We start from the raw sequence: 20,427 nt of genomic DNA on the forward strand, positions 1-20,427 counted from the left end.
TAATTTAAGATCGTATTAATCCATAATGACTTATTTTAGATGAAAATTTGGCTTCTCGTTAAGTCAAATGTTGAACAGTAATCCTTTCTTATTATTCAAATACTTGTACGCCATTTGTAGAGAATGATAAACCTTGTTGTCCGGTAGTTGAAATCATTACAGCCTGAAATAATGGTGGGTTTTTAGCATTTTTAACTGCCCAGTCAAACATAAAATTAGCTCCAGATCCACCTTCAACGTCTTTACCTGCTATAATTATTTCAACGGTCTCCATAGGTTTTAAATAGATAGGATTTTTTAAATATTTTCTAATATTGCCTCCTATGGTATTGTAATAATCAGCTTTTAAAATATATATTGAATCTGTCATTGATACATTCCGAATACTGACTGTAATCGTAAGTGCGTAGGTTCTATGCTCATTGATATGATAAATATTAGAATAAACTGGGAGGTATGTTTTTCCTTCGATGAAACTATCAAAATTGGTAATATCCGCTTTTCGACTTCCCCAATCTGCTTGTTTAACAGGTATTTTGTCTGTTTCACTTTGACAAGAAAAAAAGATGAGGGATATAAATATGAGTTTAAATATAGTTTTCATATAATAATCTTTAGTTGTTGCTAATTTACAAATCATTGTCATATCAATGATATTTCACAGCACTTTTTTTATCGTACAAAGTTTATTATTGGATAAGTCGGACAGTAGCATACGATATGTTTTGGGTTTGGAAGGAGCTAGAGAAGTTTTTTTAATTTAGATATCTCAAAATAAAGGCATATTAGCTATTTCTTCCATACGTACACTTTGTTGTTAGGTTCCGTTGTTAATTTCTTATAAATCAAATAAACGCCACTAGCTGTTCCGAGAAACCAAATTGGAAAGTCAACTACAAATACGAGATACGCCTTGTCTATTTTGTGGTAAGATTGATTTAAGTTGGCCATATAATTGTGGCCAAGTGAACCGTCAATAAATGGGATTATAAACCAAATAATAAAGAAGCTTAAACTAACAAAGAAAGCCTGTTTCAGACCTTTAACAATTTGATCTTGCTTTTCAAAATCAAAATTTGCGAAATAATTTAGAGCTGTTTTGAAAACAAAAAACGAAGCAATTAATCCAATATAAGCTGCAACTATGCTTGATGTTTCAACATCTAGGTTGGTATTGAAAAGTCCACGTTCTAATAACTTTCTAATAAGTATCTGTACCGACGCACCAGGGAATAAGGGACTAATTAAAATTCCAATCCCTAATATTCCAATAATTTTATTTTTATTCATAGTTTATGGTACCTAACGTTGACTAGATGGGGCGTTTGTTGATTTGTCGAACTAAACCTACCAAAACCTAACACCCCAAATCTCCAAGTGAGCACGAACGCCATATGTTTTATTCTAGCGTGTTATGCCTTGGTTTTTATTCATTTATTAATGTTTCAACTTCTTTAATGAGGTCTTCTTTTTCAGGAAGTACATAGGTGTATTTCGAAGCAAATAGATTGTTATCAAAACCACCTAAAATATATTCTGCTGCTACTTCATCTTTCTCAGCGCAAAGAATGATTCCTATTGGAGGATTATCTAATTCGTCATTCACTTCTGTTTTATAGTAATTCAAGTAAGTATTTAGTTGACCTCCATCTGATATTTTTAATTTAGTTGTTTTCAATTCGATTAATATGTAGCTTTTCAGAATTTTATTATAAAAGACCATATCTACGTAATAATGAGTATTGTTAATCGTTACTCTCTGTTGCGAACCAACAAACATGAAGCCACGTCCAAGTTCTAGTAGAAAATCCTCTATATGTCTAATTAACTTTTTTTCTAAATCCTTTTCTAGAATAGGTTTTTTTTCTGGAATGCCAAGAAATTCAAAAACGTATGGACTTTTTACAATATCAGAGGCAGACTCCATCACTTGACCTTTTCTGGATAATTCAATGACTTTTCTTTTATTAGTGTCACCATTTGATAAAAGTAAACGTTCATACAATGAACTATCAATTTGCCGTTTCAATTCACGAAATGACCATGATGAATTTATAGTTTCTTTCTCATAGAACGACCTTTTCCCCTTATCTTCAATGGTTAATAGTTCGCTAATATGTGACCAATTTAATTGTCCAGACAGTGTTTGGACATCAGGATAATTCAAATAGAGTTTCCTCATATTAAATAAATTAGAGCGAGAAAATCCTCGTCCTATTTCTTCAGATAATATTTTTGACAACTCTAATATTTGTTGTCTCGCAGACTTCGAATCAATGCCGGTATCCTCTTCGTTTTCAACTATCACTTTACCAATACTCCAATAAGTCTCAATTAGTTGGTTGTTAACTGTCTTAGCTACTTTTTTCCTACTAGTTACGATTATTGACTTAATGCTATCAACAAGAGAATTATTATGTTTTTTCATTGATTCTTCCATAAGCGTAAAGATAATTTAAAATTCTTTCAAAACGGCGGATTATTATTACTGATCTCGTACACAGCTCATTACTGTGTCTTTTTGAGTCCGCATATCTTAAATGTCTCGAGCTTAAAAGAACATAATACATTCCTTATTCTGTCGAATAAATGCATCTCAAGTTTATTATATACGAATTTATGGAAAAATATTAAACAATATCGGTTAACCGAGTAAAACTATAATTAGATGTATAATTGGAAGTGTTTATTTAGGACAGCTAGTTGTAGGGCAGTGTATAAAAAAAGCCCAAACTCATTTTTTGAGCTTGGGCAATATATTTTAAGAGACAGAATGTGTCCTTCTGTGTTTACTTTTTCAATAGTTTATCAGCAATTAGTTTGGCGTCTTGGCAATATTGGCTATCACCTTTTAATGTCCATTCGCCAGTTTTTTCGATGTAAAATTTCACTGTTTTTTCTACAACTTCAGCATAACCTCCGAAAGATTCTAACATTTTTAGAACTTCTTCGTTATACTCAGCTCTGCTTAGTTCATCTTTTAATACTAAGTCCCATTGTTTATTAATACGCTTAGATTTCTCTTTGTAACTTGGGTCTGTCGTTTTGTAAGCCATTAAAAAAAGTGAAAGCGCTTTCGCTTCTTGTGATGGTCTTGATGATAATTTTGTCATTCTCTTTGTTATCTATTTAAATAATGGGACAAATGTAGTTTAATATTATCATTTGATTCTTTTCCCATTGGCTTTTTCGCTTAACAACAAGGTAAATAAATAAGTACACTTATATATAAGAGGAGTGATATAAGTTCAATTTTATTTTTTTATGAATTGCATTCGAGTACATACTGAGCTGTATCTCTACTTTTCTGTTCAAGCAGTGTGTTTCTACCTTCAGTCATCTGTTTAATCGAATCATCATCGTAATGTCGTATTGTAATAAGTTCAAGCTTATTATTATATCTTACTTCGTAATCTATTTTAAATTCTTTAATCAGACTATCTATGTTTTTGCTATTATCAATACACAGGGAAAAGCTGATAGCAGAGTTCTGAGTTAAGTTTACTTTTGGTTTGTGTTTAGCAATTATTTCGAAAATTGAACATAGGTTTTCTTCTATTACGAAAGAATAGTTTTTCGGACGTATGGAGATCAATATTTGATTCTTCTTCTGAATAAATATTGGCATTTTAACACTTTTCTCAATAGGCGCATTGCTCACCATTGTACCTTGTTTGTTGAAGTCTATAAAAGAGCGCACAAACATGGGAATGTTCTTTTCTCGAATTGGTTGAATCGTTTTTGGATGAATCACTTTTGCTCCAAAAAAGGCAAGTTCAATGGCTTCTTGGTACGAAATTCGTTTTAATTGTTTGGCATCGGGTATCCATTTAGGATCAGCGTTCATTATTCCTGGCACATCCTTAAGAATTGAAACTTCTTCAGCATCTAAAATATTAGCAAGAATTGCAGCTGTATAATCAGAACCTTCTCTGCCAAGTGTTGTTGTTAAATTGGAGGTTGTTCCACCTATAAAACCTTGGGTAAGGTATATAAAGGTATCGTTAAAGGTAAAAGCAGTTGGAATTAATTTTCTTGAGAGTTCCCAGTCGACTTTAGCTTCTCCAAAGTTGTCATTGGTCTTTAAGTATCTTCTAATATCAATCCATTTGTTTTTTACGCCTTTTTCGCGAAGGTATTCCGATATAATTGTTGTTGATATAAGTTCCCCATAGGCTACAATTTGATCGTATTCAAATTCGTAATTAAGCGATGCGGGCTTTTGTAGATATGTATTTAGTTCATTAAATAAATTTTCAATTTTTTCAATAGAGCCTGCTTTATTGTTGAAAGATAAAACCTCAACTATTTCAAAATGATATGCCTTTACTTCTTCGAATTGTTTTTGAACTAGATCATTTTCTTTATGAAAAAAATGATCAACTATTTGTTCTAGGGCATTTGTGGTTTTACCCATTGCCGAAACAACAATAAGGCTCTCTTCTTTGTAAGATTGTACAATCTTATAAAAATTCTGAACTCCTTCTGCTGAGTTTACTGAGGCTCCACCAAATTTAAAAACATTCATTCTGATCTTATTTTAATCTGAAAATAAAAAATATATCGATAATCATAAATACTATCAATATATGAAAGTAATAAATAAAGATGAGCGTGAAACGATCCTTGTGTTTTTTTAACAAGAAACATTAGTGCATAGGTGTACAATGGGGTTTGGAGGTTTAAATAAAAAATAATTTTACTTGATCTAAATTTTAAAGGCAAAGAAAATAAACGAATACAATCGTGTTGAAACGATGAATTAATTTATTCTTAAACGACAAGCAGAAATTCCCAATCACTCGCTAAGAAAACGAGGAAGTTATGACTCTTGATGTTGAAATGGGGTTTAATAGAAGTGTGTTTTTTATGATTTATGCTATAATATTTAAATTAGATTCTTTTGAATTATATGTATTGGAGGTGGACTGATTATAATTATGCTTTTTTATTCTTGTGAGCCTTAGTTATCGATGAATTAATATTCGATAATTTCGTTGAATTATCTATTCCCAAACAATTTCCCTAAATTTGTGGGCATTACAAAAAAAGAGAGAAATTGGAATTAGATCAAATCATCAAACTATTTAATGAGCATCCTGCTCGTTATAGTATTCAGAAATTCATAGAAAAGGAATCCCAAACAAAGATTCACATTAAAGGCTTGCAGGGTTCGGCTTTGGCTGTATTGGCTGCTTCTCTTCCTAATGATAAGAGAGCTCAAGTTTTTATTTTGAATGATAAGGAAGAGGCTGCTTATTTCTATAATGATCTTTGTACTTTGTTGGATGATAAACAGGTTTCGTATTTTCCTTCATCTTTTAAACGATCGGCACAGTATGAAACGACTGATAAATCAAATATTATACTGCGTGCTGAGGTTTTAAACCGATTGCTTACAAATCAAAATCCAAGTTATATTGTCACTTTTCCAGAGGCTATAGCCGAGAAAGTGATTAGTCAAGCTCAGTTAGAAGAAAATACGCTTAAGATAAAAGTAGGCGAGAAGTTATCTCCTGAATTTATCGAAGAGGTATTGGTTGATTATAAATTTGAGAGGGCTGATTTTGTGATTGGTCCTGGTCAATATTCAATTCGTGGTTCAATTATCGATATTTTTTCTTTTTCAGATGAATATCCTTATCGTATCGACTTTTTTGGTGAAGAAGTAGATTCAATTCGTTTGTTCGATATTGAAAATCAATTATCGAAAGAGAAGAGAACTTCGGTAGATATTATTCCTAATATACAGGAGAATATAAATGATGAAGCTAGAATTTCATTTTTTGAATTTTTACACAAAAACACTATTTGTTGGGTAAAAAATGTTGCTTTTATTGCAGATCGAATCGATTCTATATTCGAGAAAACGACTGATAAAAAAGCCTATATTGAGTTTGACGAGAATAGAATAGCTGCTGCTGAATACTTAATACAAGGGCCCGATTTTATAGATCAAATTAGTGCTTTTTCTGGTCTGGAATTTGGACAGAAATTTTATTTTCCAGCTGAAAATATTATTCAGTTTAACCAAAGTCCGCAACCTACTTTCAATAAAAATTTCGACCTTCTAGGCCAGGAATTGATGAATAATAATGCCAAGGCTTTTGAAAACTATATTTTTTCTGATAACCCTAAGCAGGTTGAGCGTATTCGTAATATTTTCGATGATAAAGGAATAGATGTTATTTTTACCGATGTAAATCGAACTTTTCATCAAGGTTTTTCTGATTCTGATTTACGAATAGCTTGTTATACCGATCATCAAATTTTCGATCGTCATCATAAGTTTAAGTTAAAGAACGCAACAGTTCATAAAGCGAAAGAAACAGTAACCCTAAAAGAAATAAATAGACTTCATCCTGGTGATTTTATCGTGCACTCCGATCATGGTATTGGTCGTTTTGGAGGCTTACAACGCATAGAAACAAATGGAAAATCGCAGGAAGTTATTCGTCTAGTTTATAAGGACGATGACATTCTTTTTGTGAGTTTACATTCCTTGCACAAAATATCAAAGTATAAGGGAAAAGATGGTTCTACACCTAAAATATATAAACTAGGAACTGGAGCTTGGCAAAAACTAAAAGACAAGACTAAAACTAAGATTAAGGATATTGCCAAAGATCTTATTTTGCTTTATTCAAAACGAAAAGCTGAGCGAGGATTTCAATTTAGTCCCGATAGTTTTATGCAACAAGAGCTCGAGGCATCTTTCATATACGAAGATACACCCGATCAAGTAAAGGCAACCAAGTCGGTAAAAGAGGGCATGGAATCTCATTTTCCAATGGATAGATTGGTTTGTGGCGATGTGGGATTTGGTAAAACCGAGATTGCGATACGTGCTGCATTTAAGGCTGTAGCCGATGATAAACAGGTTGCCATTTTAGTACCAACTACTATTTTAGCTTTTCAACATTTTAAAACTTTTTCCGATCGGCTTAAAGATTTCCCTTGTCGTATTGATTATATTTCAAGAATGCGTAAGCCTAAGGATCAGAAATTGATTCTAAAGGATTTGAAAGCAGGTAAAATTGATATATTAATAGGAACACATCGAATAATTGGAAAGGATATCGAGTTTAAGGATATGGGTTTACTAATTGTTGATGAGGAACAAAAATTTGGCGTATCGGTAAAAGAGAAGTTGAAGCAAATGAAGGTTAATGTAGATACTTTGACTTTAACAGCTACACCTATTCCTCGTACCCTACAGTTTTCGTTGATGGGTGCACGAGATTTGTCAATCATTAATACGCCACCGCCAAACCGTTATCCTATTGCTACCGAGATTCATAATTTTGATGAAGATATTATTCGTGAAGCGATAACCTATGAAGTTGAGAGAAATGGTCAGGTTTTCTTTATTCACAACAGAGTTCAAAATATACACGAAGTAGAAGCCATGTTGCACCGTGTTGTGCCTGGTATTTCAACCGTTGTGGCTCATGGACAAATGGATGGACCTAAGCTTGAGAAAATAATGCTTGAGTTTATAAGAGGCGATTACGATGTTTTAATTGCAACAACAATTATAGAATCGGGGCTCGATATTCCAAATGCTAATACGATTATTATTAATAATGGTCAGAATTTTGGTTTAAGTGAGTTGCATCAGCTGCGTGGTCGTGTAGGGCGTTCCAATAAAAAAGCCTTTTGTTATTTATTAACGCCACCTATGGATTCTATGACTCAGGAGGCGCGTCAGCGATTGAATGCCATAGAGAGTTTTTCGGAACTTGGAAGCGGTTTTAATATTGCCATGCAAGATCTAGATATTCGAGGTGCGGGTAATTTATTGGGTGGTGAGCAAAGTGGTTTTATTTCAGATATTGGTTATGAAACCTATCAAAGGATCTTAAACGAAGCTATTTTAGAACTTAAGGAGACTGAGTTTAAAGATGTATTTGCTGATGAAAAAGTACAAGAGGAAGTAGAAGTTAAGCGTTTTATCACCGATTGTCATATTGATACTGATTTAGAGATTTTATTTCCCGAATCGTATGTTGAAAGTATTTCAGAACGAATTCGTTTGTATCGAGAACTTGATAATATTCAAAAGGAAGAGGAAATTGAAGTGTTTGTTACGCAACTTAAGGATCGATTTGGTGAAATTCCAGCTTCATCTATTGAGTTGCTTAATGTGGTTCGTTTAAGATGGTTTGCGCTTGATTTAGGAATAGAGAAGTTGATTCTTAAATCGAAAAAAATGGTTCTTTATTTTGTGAACGATCATCAATCGGCCTATTATCAATCTCAGCAGTTTTCAAAAGTATTAGCTTTTGTGCAATCGCAAGTTTTGCCTTGTAAAATGAAAGAAGCTAGACGTAGGTTAAGTTTGAGTTTCGAAAATGTGACAAGCATTAAGCATGCAAGTGAGATTTTGGCAAAATTTTCCGAACCTGTATCTTTGTAGCATGAATTTAATTATAGACATAGGGAATACACAAACTAAATATGCACTTTTTCAAAAGGGAGAGATGTTAGAGTTTTGTGTGTCTCAAATTTTGGATATTTCTTTAATTGAGAATTGGTTGCTAAAACACCCAAGGCTTGATGCGGCTATACTATCTTCGGTTCAAGGTAAACCAACTGATTTCCTAGATTTTCTAGATTCAAAATTCGAGAAACTGATTTTTTTCGATCAGAATATCCCAACTCCATTGGTTAATCTTTATGAATCGAAAGAAACTTTGGGGTACGATCGTTTGGCAGCATGTGTAGGAGCGAACTCTATTTGTCCTAATACCAACTTATTGGTAATTGATGCAGGTACGGCTATAACATTCGATTTTGTAAGTGCTGCCAATGCATATCTTGGAGGTACAATTTCTCCTGGATTAAGTATGAGATTTAAAGCTTTAAACTCATTTACAAAGAAATTACCATTGCTTAAACAGTCCGATTCTTTCAGTTTAATTGGGAAAAATACCGAAGGAGCAATTATTTCGGGTGTTCAAAATAGTATTCTTTTTGAAGTCGATTCTTATATTAATAAGTTGAATGAGACTCATTCTAATACAAATGTCTTTCTTACAGGAGGAGATTCTGGCTTTATTTATTCTAAATTAAAGCATAATGCTATTCATCGTAATAACCTCTTATTAGTAGGTTTAGATGCTATTCTTGATTATAATAATGTTTAAATATCGAGATTTTTGATGAAGGTTTTGCTGCTTGTAATTTTATTTATAGTTTTGCATCTGTCAGAATTTTTATATCTCTAGGTTAATACATGCAATATCTATCGTTAAGTTTTTTTAACTAATAGATATTAAAAATGGTATACGCTTTGCTTTGAGATTAATTACATTTAAATAAGATTAAGATCTTTTGTTGAAACAGTAACTAATCAGATTACATAAAATATAGAATCATGAAAATTAGACTTATAATGCTAAGTGCTGTCCTTACGATATCGACCATGTTTGGAGCAAATGCTCAGACAAAGGAGTCGAAGTATGGGGTGGATAGTGTAAAAACAATTATGACTGCTTCTCTTTACGGGGAGATGGTAAAACAAAAGAATTATAAAGAGGCTCTTCCAAGTTGGAGATACATCTTCAATAATGCACCTAAATTTCAAAGATCAACATACATTAATGGTGTGAAGATTATGCGTGGGATGTATTATGCTACCAAGGATAAAAAATATGTTGATACTTTAATGATGGTTTACGATCAAAGAATCAAGTATTTTGGAACCAGTAGAAAATACCCTACAGGATGGATTCTTGGACGTAAAGGTGGTGACTTATTTGCTTTTGGTAAGAGAGATATAGCTAAAGTTAAAGAAGCCTATACCATTATGAAGAAATCTATTGATATGCGTGGTGTAGATTCTGAAGAAGCTGTTGTTAATAAAACAATGGAAGCAGGTAAAATGCTTGTTATGGCTAAGCAATTAGATCCTGAGTTGTTAATTAATGATTACTTGGCTTTTATGGATCTTTTGAAAGCTAGAATGGATAAATACCCTAATAAAGCTACCAATGTTAAAGGTGCTATTATTAATGTAGAGAACGATTTCTTTGCTGCAGGTGTTGCTGATTGTGAAACTTTGAGTAGTATTTTTACACCTAAGTTTGAAGCTAATCCTGATGATATGGTTTTGATCAACAAGATTATGAAGATGTTGAACCGTCAGGAGTGTGAAGATGGTGCTTTATATGCTAAGGTTGCTGAGCAAAAATATAAGCTTGAGCCTAGTGCTGATGCTGCACACGATCTTGCAAGAATGTTTATCAAGAAAAAACAATTTTCTAAGAGTAAGGTGTATATTCAAGAATCAATTGATTTAGAGAAAGACCCAGAGGTTAAGGCTGATCTTTATTACAAACTAGCTTCTATTCTTTATTTGGATGGTAAATTAGTTGACGCTAGAAAAAATTGTCGTGCAGCTAGTGCTTTAAAACCTAACTGGGGACAACCTTACATTTTAGTAGGTAAAATGTATGCTGGTTTTTCTAAAGACTTTCCAGGTAAACAATTCGAAAAACATGCTGTATATTGGGCAGCAGTTGATGAGTTTATGAAAGCTAAAAGTGTAGATCCAGAGTGTGCTGTTGAAGCTAGAAAACAAATTGCTACTTGGTCTAAATATTTCTTAGGCAAAGAAGAAGGATTTATGCAAAGCCTTAAAGAAGGTGATTCTTATAAAGTGGGTTCTTGGATTAACGAAACAACTACAGTTAGATTTAACCAATAATCTATTCGTAATGAGTCAAGAAATGACTACTTTCATGTGGCAAATCATGAAATAATAAACACATGAATAAAACGATTCAAATTGAATTTATATATAAAAGCATTGTTGCCCTAATAGGGGTGACAATGCTTTTGTCTTGTGAAAACAATATTAAAGATGTTGAGAGTGTAACAGCTCAAGAATCTCATCCTGAAGTTTATGGTGAAAAAGTAGAGTTCGTTTTCACCGATTCAACTCGAATTCAATATAAAGCGTATGCCATTGAATTTAGGCAAGTTAAGACTGAAGAGGAAGAGTATAATGAATTCACTAAAGGAGGGAACCTCATTTATTACAACAAAGATGGTTCGCAAGCATGGACAATTAGATGTAATTATGCCAAGAATTTTGTAAAAGATAAATTATGGGAGCTTCGAAATGATGTTGTTGCTGTTAGTGATGATGGAAAAACGATAAGTTCCGAACTTATGTATTGGGATCAATCTAAGAGCAAGATCTATTCAGACCAGTATGTTCGAATTACAGAGAAAGATGGTCAAATGTTAGAAGGCAATAGCTTTACTGCTGATGATGGCTTGGATAGAATCTCTTTGAGTCAGGTTTCTGGTGAGGTTTATCTCGAAGACAAAAACATGAAAAACTAAACGTTTAATTAAAACATAAAAGCATAGAGAATTACTTGCATTATTATATGTAGGTAATTTTTTTTGCCTATAGATTTTTATTTTGAATCAAAATCTCCATCTTTAGATGTACTTTTGTTTGCTTGATAAATGTATATCATAAAGCATAAATTAAAAGATGAAACAGAAATTACCTTACCTTTTAGAAATTATCTGGTTACTTGTAGCCATTTTTAGTGTTTCGTTTGCTATACTTAGAACCTTTAGCCTTGGTTTCAAGGAAAATATCATGTTGTATGTTATTGCATTGCTTGCCTGTTTAATGTATGGCTCACGACGATATTTGAGAAAAACAAGAGAAGGTATAAATCAAGATAAACAATAATGAACGAACTCTTTATTATTATTGCCATGCTGATTCTTTCAGCATTTTTCTCAGGAATGGAAATCGCTTTTGTGGCTGCCAATAAATTGAGAATGGAGCTTGATAAGAATAAGAATACGGTGACCTCTCGAATTGTTAATATCTTCAATAATCACCCAGGACACTATATTTCCACAATGTTGGTTGGTAATAATATTGCTTTGGTTGTTTATGGTATTATGATGGCTAAAATTCTTGAGCCTATTATTGCTTTATGGGTTGATTCTGCTTTGTTGATTATGACTATTCAAACATTCTTCTCAACGCTATTGATTCTTTTTACAGCAGAGTTTTTACCTAAAACTCTCTTTAGATTAAATCCCAATTCTTCATTAAATCTGCTTGCCATACCAGTCATGTTTTTTTATGTGATTTTCTATCCAATCACTGTTTTAACTATGATGTTCTCAAAAAATATTATTAGTCGAGTATTAAATACTAATATTTCAGATATACAAGAGTCGCATGCCTTTGGTAAAGTTGATTTAGATCATTTGGTTCAAGAAGGGCAAGAAGGGCAATCTGTTTTGGATGAGGAAGAACATAATATGAAACTTTTTAGAAATGCATTGGATTTTTCGAATGTGAAGTTGCGTGAATGTTATGTTCCTAGAACCGAAATTGAAGCGATGGAAATAGGAGGCGAAATAGAAGACTTAACGCAGCGTTTTATTGAAACGGGTTATTCTCGAATCATGATTTATAAGGAATCAATTGATAATATTATTGGTTATGTGCATTCTTCAGTATTATTTAGAAATCCTCAAAGTATAAAAGCTGCATTAAGTCGTGTTATTATTGTTCCTGAAACAATGGCTGCTCATAAACTTCTGAATTTGTTTACCCGTGAACGAAAAAGTGTTGCAGTTGTGGTTGATGAGTTTGGAGGAACATCGGGTATGCTTACCATTGAGGATATTATGGAGGAAATTTTTGGTGAGATTGAAGATGAGCATGATAATATTGATTTGATTGAAGAACAGTTGAGCGAAACAGAATTTATTTTTTCTGGTAGGATTGAGATTGATCATCTTAATGAAAAATACAAGCTTGGTTTTCCAGAATCAGATGATTTTGAGACCCTGAATGGCTTTATTATTTTTAATCACGAAAGCATTCCTAATATTAATGAAGTTATTCAAATAGATGATTTCCGAATTCAAATTATTGAAGTTTCAAGTACACGTATTGATAAGGTTAAACTTTCTATCGTCTCTTAAGATAGAATCTTTACTGCTAAAGTAAACTTCTTTTTTTACATGTTTATAAGGTTATTATGCTTCTTTAAAGACGAAATAGCCTTGTTCCTTTTTAGTGTAAAACGAGTTTAACTCTTCCTTCTTATTTGATAATATTTAATTGAATTGATATTTATCGATAAAAAGCTTAAAAGCTCTTAGTATAAAAGCATTTTCTTGTTCATTTTTTCGTACATTCGTACCCTATTTTAAGAATAATTAAATCTTTTTAGATGGCAGCATTACAGAAAATAAGAAACCGCGGGGTTTTTATAGGAATTATAATTGGTGGAGCCTTATTGGCATTTATAGCTGGTGACGCATTGAAATCAGGTGGTTCTCTTTTAACAGATTCACGAAATGAAATGGCTGAAATTGCAGGGGAGTCTGTAAATATTCGTGATTTTCAGAACAGATTCAACCACAATCTTGAAGTGGCCAAAATGATGAGTGGTCAGAATTCAGTTTCTTCAGAACAATCGGATAAAATTAGAGAGCAAGTTTGGCAACAAATGGTTCAAGAAATTGTAATGAATCGTGAGTACGATGAGTTAGGAATTAGCTTAACATCTCAAGAGTTGTTTGATATGGTTCAAGGTAATAATATTGATCCAACTATTCGTCAGCTTTTTACAGGTAAAGATGGCCAATTTGATAAAGAAAACGTTGTTGAAACGCTTAAGCAATTGATCTCTGCTCCAGACGGAACACCTCAAAAAGAATATTGGTTAAATATTGAAGAGCAGTTAATTGCTCAAAGAACATTAACTAAGTATAATACATTAATTGCTAAAGGACTTTATATTCCTACTCCATATGCCAAAAATATGGCAGGTAATGGTTCTAAGAAAGTTAGTTTTGATTATGTAGTGAAAAACTATAACTCAATTTCTGATTCAACTATAACTGTAACAGCTGAAGAAATTAAGGCTTATTACAACGAAAATAAAGAGTCGTTTCAACAAAGTGAGTCTAGAAAAATAGACTACGTGCCTTTTAATATAACACCATCTACTGAAGATTTCGCATATACTAAGAAATGGATCTCTGATTTGAAAGATGATTTTATTGCAGAAGAAAATGTTGTACAATTTGTAGAGTTAAATTCAGATACAAAATTCAATACTTATTACTTTGCAAAGGATGAGAACTCAAATAAAGATCTTGATGCTTTTATGTTTTCTGGTAAAAAAGGTGATGTTTTTGGACCTTACGACGAAAATGATGCTTATAAATTAGCTAAGATTTCTGACATTAAAATGATGGCAGATTCAGTTAAAGCTCGTCATATTCTAATTAGTCCTGTTAATGGTGATTTTAAAGCTGCTGAAGCTAAGGCTGACAGTTTAAAACAATTAATTGAAAAAGGTGCTGATTTTGCTGAAGTAGCTCAGGCTAATTCTGCTGACCAAGGTTCTGCTGTTAATGGTGGTGATTTAGGTTGGTTTACACAAGGGCGTATGGTTCCTGCGTTTAACGATGCCGCTTTCTCTTCAAAGAAAAATGAAATTAAGTTAGTGACTACTCAATATGGTGCACATCTTATTCAAGTTGTAGCATTAAGTAAAGCTGTTAAGAAAGTACAAGTTGCTGTTCTTGATCGTAAAGTTGAAGCTAGCCAGAAAACTTTCCAAGCGGCTTATGCAGCAGCTCGTAAGTTTGCTGGTGAAAACCAAGAAAGAAAAGCTTTCTTTAAAGCTATTTCAGAACAAGGTTTAACTCGTCGTGTTGCAAATCTTAAGAAGGATACTAAATTAATCCCTGGACTTGAGAGTTCAAGAGAATTAGTTCAGATAGCTTACAAAACAGATAATATGGAATCTGTTCTTTTGAATAACGATAATTCTGCAGTGTTTGAGTTTGGTGATAAATTTGTTGTTGCTATTCTTTCGGATATTAAAGAAGAAGGATACGCTTCTGTAAATGATGTTCAAGCTACTGTAGAGAGAGAAGTTCGTAAAAATAAAAAAGCTGAAATGATGATAGCTTCAATGTCTAAAAATTCTAAAGGTTCTCAGTCATTATTGTCTGTAGCTCAAAAAGAAAATTTAGAAGTTAAAACTGCTGCTGATATTTCATTCCAGTCATTCCAAATTCCTGGTGCAGGTATCGAACCAAATGTAATTGCTAATGCTAGTAATACTGAAAAAGGTAAGATTTCAGCTCCTATTAAAGGAAACCAAGGTGTGTATATGATTCGTGTAAATGAAGTGAAAGAAGATGCGATAACTGATGATGCTATCAATACTTTCAAAATTCGTATGAATCAGAATTTCCAGTACCGTTCAAATTATCAATCAATGCAAGTTCTTCGTAAGAACGCAAATATTGATGATAAGCGTTACATGTTCTATTAATAGAAAAAATGACATTGAGAGTTATTACTCTTTACGTCTAAATCATATAGAGCGAGATAGGAAACTGTCTCGCTCTTTTTTTTATCGTGTATTTTTAGAATCTATTATGCTGAAGCGAGAAATGCGATAGGTTTGTTACGTTTATTTTTCTATTATTTTTGTGGTTAGGGTTTGTTCAAATAAAGACTTATCTTAAGATGAATTTAATAGATTGTATGAATATTATTAGTGCCTTTATTTGCTAGAACAAATTGGTGAGTTTAATCTTGCTTATATTGGTAATGTGGAGATAGATAAGACCAAGCCAATTGTTGAGCAGTTAATGATGAATTTATACGATAGAATTCAGAAAATTATAAAATTAAATTACAATAAAATATGAGTGTTTTAAAGGAATTACAAGCAAGAAGTGGTTCGGTTTGCGAACTTTGTGGAGCTATTGATAATTTAGGTGTATATGAAGTGCCACCAGCAGCCAAAGAGGGTACTGATAAATGTTTATTGCTATGTTCTACTTGTTCTGGACAGCTAGAAGATTCTGAAAAGGTAGATGCGAACCATTGGAGATGTTTGAATGATAGTATGTGGAGTGAAGTACCTGCTGTGCAAGTAATGGCTTGGCGTATGCTCAACAGACTAAAGGATGAAGGATGGCCTCAAGATTTGCTTGATATGCTTTATTTGGATGAAGAAACAATGGCTTGGGCAAAAGCAACTGGTGAAGATGTGGCTGAAGAAGATAAAGTAATACACAAGGATGTTAATGGAGTGGTTCTTCAATCTGGAGATTCTGTTGTACTGATTAAAGATCTTAATGTAAAAGGTGGTGGATTTACTGCAAAACGTGGAACACATGTTCGTAATATCTCATTAGATTACGATAATGCAGAGTTTATCGAAGGTCGAGTAAGCGGTCAGATGATTGTTATTTTAACACAATATGTGAAGAAGGCTTAAGCCTAACTAGCGTAATTATATTTAAAGCGAGATGGGAGACTGTCTCGCTTTTTAATTTTCTGTCATCATGTATTATATAGAAGTGCGGAAAGCACCTGATTTTGGCTGAGAATACATTTGTAGTAAAATTTGATTCTGTTTCTTTCATAAGACATATTGGTGATTTATAATTCAATGAATTATTACTGATGTGCTATTAGAAATTCTGAAGCTTTGAATATAAGAGAAGAATTCATGGGTACATATTTTGGTACAACTACACCAAAATAAAAGCCGCAAACATAATCAGTTTGCGGCTTTTGATATAAGAATTAATATCGTGTCTATTTTTGATCTAGTTCTTCAAGAAGTACTTCTACTGCTTTTTTAAGTTGTTGATCCACTCCTTGACTAACAACATCATAATCGTAAAGAACCTTGTAGTCTGGTTCGAGTTGTTTGTTCTCTAGAAAATCACCTTCAGAATCGACATAACCAATTTGTGGAATTCCAAAGTACATATTTCCATTCATCAGTGTTTCCCACCATACTGAGGTCATGGTTCCTGCAACTGGAGCTCCAACAAGTTTTCCTAGTCCCATTGTTTTATATACCCAAGGTGTTCCATGAGCATTGGAGTAGTTGCCTTCGCTTATTAGCATGATTGATGGTTTTTTCCATCTCTTACGTGGTTGTTCACCAATTTTTTGTCCGCGTGGCAACTGAGTTAGATATTTTTTCCCACTAAAAAGGACTTCGATATCTTCGTGCATATGTCCACCACCATTGTATCGTGTATCTACAACTATTGCTTCCATATTATTGTAACGTCCCATTACTTCAGAATAGACAGTTCTAAAACTATCATCATTCATTCCTTTAATGTGGACATAACCGATTCTACCATTGGAAAGTTTTTCGGTTTCAGCTCTACGCTGTTTCACCCATCTTTCATACAGCAGATTATCGAAATTACTCCTCGAGATTGGTTTAATTACTTCATCCCAACGTTCTTTGTTTGTAGGATTGTAAAAACTTAGTAATGTGTTTTTACCTTTCTTATGATTTAAGAGAGGGTAGTAGTCCATTCCTTTTGTAATTTCAACGCCATCTATTTTCTCAAGAATACAAGCTATTGTTGCTTTCGATTTAGCTTTTTTAAGTGGTGATTTGTCTACAATCTCTGCAATTCGTAATCCATTACCTTGATAATTATTGTCGAAGAAAACACCTAATACAGCAGTTGCGTCGGCATTTGCATGTCTAACTCTAGCTCCCGATCCTGTATGTGAAGCATTTAGCTCACCTAATAGTTCACTTAGTAGCTCAGCAAAATCATATGAATTATTAATATATGGTAAAAAGCGTTTGTATTCTACTTTGTAAGCATCCCAATCAACCCCATTCATATCTGCACGGTAGAACTTATCTTTTGTTTGTCTCCATACATGTTCAAATAGATATTCACGTTCGGCATCTTCATTCAAATTCATTTCAGCTTTATAGCTGATATTTTTACGCTTATTGTTAGCTGTAGCAATACGAATAAATCGACTTCCTGAACGTAAAAAGATATATTTTCCATCTTTAGTGATGCTCATATCCGAGCTATAACCTGATAGTTTAAGAACTTTTTTTGTTTCTTCATTCTTAAAATCATGCATCCAAAGATCGTAACCTTTTTCAAACTTGCTTAAATAATACAGTTTGTCTCCTTTGGGAGTCATTACTGCATCAGCTAAGTTTGATGAGTTAATGGTTAAGCGGGTAATTCTATCTTCACAATCATTGGTATCTATTTTAAGATCTTCAATTTTTTCTTTGTCTTTCTTATTTTTTTTATCCTTCTTCTCATCCTCTTTATCAGCTTCCTCTTTCTTATTTTCTTTGTCAAGAGCATCTTGAAGTTCGGCTTCTTCCTTGCTCATATTGAATTTATCAAAAGCATCTTGAGTAAAGAACATAGCAAATACATCGTTTTGTGATCCCCAACTTGCCTGATTACGCATACCAAAACGGTCGGATGTCCAAATCATAGCTTTTCCACCCATTATCCATTTTGCATTTCCGTCGATATAGCCAGAATTGGTTAAGTCTGTTATGTTGCCATTACCTTGGGCATCTATCAAACCGATATCAGAGTTTGGCCAACGAGTTTTGGCATTATAATCCATCAAAAACCATTTTCCGTCTGGCGACCATTCAAAATATAAATCGCTATCGGTATATGAATAGTTCCACTTGCCTTCTAGTATCGTTCTTGTTTTTTTACTTTTCAGATTAATAACTTGCAGTTCAGCTCTATTGGCTAAGTATGCAATTTCTTTTCCATCAGGAGAATATACAGGACGGAATGTTTCCTCCGAATTGGCTAGTATTTCGTCTTCAACCAATAAAGTAGAATGTGTAAAGTCAATCTCTTCTTTATTTTTGATTTTTGTACGGTATAAATTCCAGCTTCCATTACGCTCACTTGCATAAACTAAACTTTTTCCGTCAGGACTAAAGCTAACACTTCGTTCTTGTTCAGGCGTATTTGTAATTTGTTTCGTTGTTGAAAAATCTACCGATGTTACATAGACTTCACCTCTTACTATAAATGCTATTTCCTTCCCATCAGGTGATACCGACATTTCGCTTGCGCCCGATGATTTTGAAACAAAAGTGTTTTGGTAAGCCGTATGATCTGTTTTAATATTAATATTTACTTTTTCAGATGTACCAGTTGCTGTTTGTGTATATATTTCTCCTCGAAAACCATAACACAGTGTATTGTTATCACTTACCGATAGGAATCGAACAGGATTGTCTTCAAACTTTGTTATTTGAGTTTTTTGCTGTGGATTTTTTGCATCCATCTTCCAAATATTGAAAGAACCTGACTTTTCACTTAGGTAATAGATAGAAGATTCATCCTCATTATATACGGGTTGACGATCTTCACCTTTATAGCTGGTTAAAAAGCTATGTTTGCCACTTGCGATATCAAAAATTTTAATATCACGAGTTACCGATGAAGTGTGATGTTTTCTCCATGCATTCTCACCAGCTTTTTTATCTGTATATATAAGCTGAGTCATCTCTTTATTGTAACGAGCATCTTCAGCTGGTGTGGTTATTATTTGAGTTTCACGTCCACCATCTACCGATACGGAATAAAGTTCGGTAAGATAACTCTTAGGGAACATAGCATTTTTATAAGTATCAGCAAGTGCTGCCATAAATAGGATTGATTTTCCATCTGGCGTAAATGAACTTGGTATTTCTTTTGCTGAATTTGTCGTAAGTCGTTTTGGAGTTCCTCCATCAGCCGACATCAAATAAATATCGAAATTCCCATTACGGTCCGATGCAAAAGCAAGCGTTGTGCCATCTGGCGACCAAATAGCATTATAGTCGTAGGCAGAATTTGTGGTTAATCTTATTGCTTCACCACCTTTGGTATTCACCTTATATATGTCGCCCATATAATTGAATACAATAGTTTTTCCATTGGGAGAGATACTTGGGTATCGCATCCATAGCGGATTTGCTTGAGCCCATATACTCGTAGTAGCTAGTAATAGGATGGCTCCGATAAATAGTTTTTTAAGATTCATGGTCTGTTTTAGTTATATGAATTTGATCTATTCTATATGTGAGTTGATATATTAAAGTGAAATTATAGCGTAGCAAAATTATTAATATAGTGAAATAACTGTTACGATGTCGTATTCTAAATAAAAAGCAATTTTGGTTTATCTATATAAGTGTGTTTCCATAATTGTTAGATAATAATAAATGCAAGGTATATTTTAAATATAATGAAGTAATAAATTATTCGATAAACATAGTTTATTTATGGATGTATCCTTTATTGGGTGCTATTTTAGTTTTGTTTGTTATGATTTCTTATTAGAATTATTCCTTTTTTATATAGTTGTGTGTCTTGATTATTAGTGCATTAGTATTTTTTTTGCATAAAACTTTCACTTCGCATTAGGAAAGTTGGAAATAAAAACCCTATATTTGCACTCGCTTTAAGAGAGAGGCAAGGTCTTTGAATCGTTTGTAAGTATTGAAAACGTTGGGGTGACCCGATAAAAACAATTAAAAAATAAACGAAAAAAGATTTGTAGATTTAGAATTAAAGTTCTTA

Annotated in this window: 14 protein-coding genes; 8 read left to right on the forward strand and 6 right to left on the reverse strand. The window is 33.0% G+C overall.

The window, feature by feature from the left end:
* Positions 1–91: 91 nt before the first annotated feature.
* The 5 genes from EMN46_RS14810 to EMN46_RS14830 all read right to left on the reverse strand — a co-directional run bounded on the left by EMN46_RS14810 (position 92) and on the right by EMN46_RS14830 (position 4,528).
* A complete protein-coding gene (locus EMN46_RS14810; protein WP_154201597.1) occupies positions 92–604 on the reverse strand; it encodes a DUF3124 domain-containing protein in 513 nt (170 codons plus the stop codon).
* A 185-nt stretch (positions 605–789) separates the two neighbouring features.
* On the reverse strand, positions 790–1,290 hold the full coding sequence (locus EMN46_RS14815) for a hypothetical protein (protein WP_154201598.1): 501 nt from the start codon (positions 1,288–1,290) through the stop codon (positions 790–792).
* Positions 1,291–1,426: 136 nt separating this feature from the next.
* A complete protein-coding gene (locus tag EMN46_RS14820) occupies positions 1,427–2,440 on the reverse strand; it encodes a YhcG family protein (protein ID WP_154201599.1) in 1,014 nt (337 codons plus the stop codon).
* A gap of 349 nt (positions 2,441–2,789) precedes the next feature.
* Complete coding sequence (locus tag EMN46_RS14825; RefSeq protein WP_154201600.1) at positions 2,790–3,113, reverse strand: hypothetical protein; 324 nt, start codon at positions 3,111–3,113, stop codon at positions 2,790–2,792.
* 149 nt (positions 3,114–3,262) lie between these two features.
* Positions 3,263–4,528 carry an aspartate kinase gene (locus EMN46_RS14830; RefSeq protein ID WP_154201601.1) on the reverse strand — a complete coding sequence of 422 codons (1,266 nt, stop codon included), beginning with the start codon at positions 4,526–4,528 and terminating at the stop codon, positions 3,263–3,265.
* Between the two features lie 531 nt (positions 4,529–5,059).
* Here EMN46_RS14830 and mfd point away from each other — a divergent pair.
* The 8 genes from mfd to EMN46_RS14870 all read left to right on the forward strand — a co-directional run bounded on the left by mfd (position 5,060) and on the right by EMN46_RS14870 (position 16,310).
* A complete protein-coding gene (gene mfd / locus EMN46_RS14835) occupies positions 5,060–8,419 on the forward strand; it encodes a transcription-repair coupling factor (protein WP_154201602.1) in 3,360 nt (1,119 codons plus the stop codon).
* 1 nt (position 8,420) lies between these two features.
* Entirely contained in the window at positions 8,421–9,149 is a 729-nt protein-coding gene (locus EMN46_RS14840) for a type III pantothenate kinase (RefSeq protein ID WP_195715282.1), read from the forward strand.
* A gap of 230 nt (positions 9,150–9,379) precedes the next feature.
* Positions 9,380–10,711, forward strand: a complete 1,332-nt coding sequence (locus EMN46_RS14845) for a lipopolysaccharide assembly protein LapB (protein ID WP_154201604.1) — start codon at positions 9,380–9,382, stop codon at positions 10,709–10,711.
* Positions 10,712–10,773: 62 nt separating this feature from the next.
* Entirely contained in the window at positions 10,774–11,355 is a 582-nt protein-coding gene (lptC, locus tag EMN46_RS14850) for an LPS export ABC transporter periplasmic protein LptC (protein WP_154201605.1), read from the forward strand.
* 157 nt (positions 11,356–11,512) lie between these two features.
* Positions 11,513–11,719 carry a hypothetical protein gene (locus EMN46_RS14855; protein ID WP_154201606.1) on the forward strand — a complete coding sequence of 69 codons (207 nt, stop codon included), beginning with the start codon at positions 11,513–11,515 and terminating at the stop codon, positions 11,717–11,719.
* Positions 11,719–12,978, forward strand: coding sequence for a hemolysin family protein (locus tag EMN46_RS14860; protein WP_154201607.1), 1,260 nt, complete (start codon positions 11,719–11,721; stop codon positions 12,976–12,978). Before EMN46_RS14855 ends, EMN46_RS14860 begins: the two co-directional genes overlap by 1 nt.
* A 251-nt stretch (positions 12,979–13,229) precedes the next feature.
* Positions 13,230–15,353 (forward strand): SurA N-terminal domain-containing protein, encoded by a 2,124-nt coding sequence (locus EMN46_RS14865; RefSeq protein WP_154201608.1) that lies wholly within the window; start codon positions 13,230–13,232, stop codon positions 15,351–15,353.
* 378 nt (positions 15,354–15,731) lie between these two features.
* Positions 15,732–16,310, forward strand: a complete 579-nt coding sequence (locus EMN46_RS14870; protein ID WP_154201609.1) for an alkylphosphonate utilization protein — start codon at positions 15,732–15,734, stop codon at positions 16,308–16,310.
* A 323-nt stretch (positions 16,311–16,633) separates the two neighbouring features.
* Here the strand turns inward: EMN46_RS14870 and EMN46_RS14875 are convergent, their stop codons facing one another.
* Positions 16,634–19,888, reverse strand: a complete 3,255-nt coding sequence (locus tag EMN46_RS14875) for a S41 family peptidase (protein ID WP_154201610.1) — start codon at positions 19,886–19,888, stop codon at positions 16,634–16,636.
* Positions 19,889–20,427 lie beyond the last annotated feature (539 nt).

It is taken from the genome of Ancylomarina sp. 16SWW S1-10-2, from assembly GCF_009669305.1.
Lineage (GTDB): Bacteria > Bacteroidota > Bacteroidia > Bacteroidales > Marinifilaceae > Ancylomarina.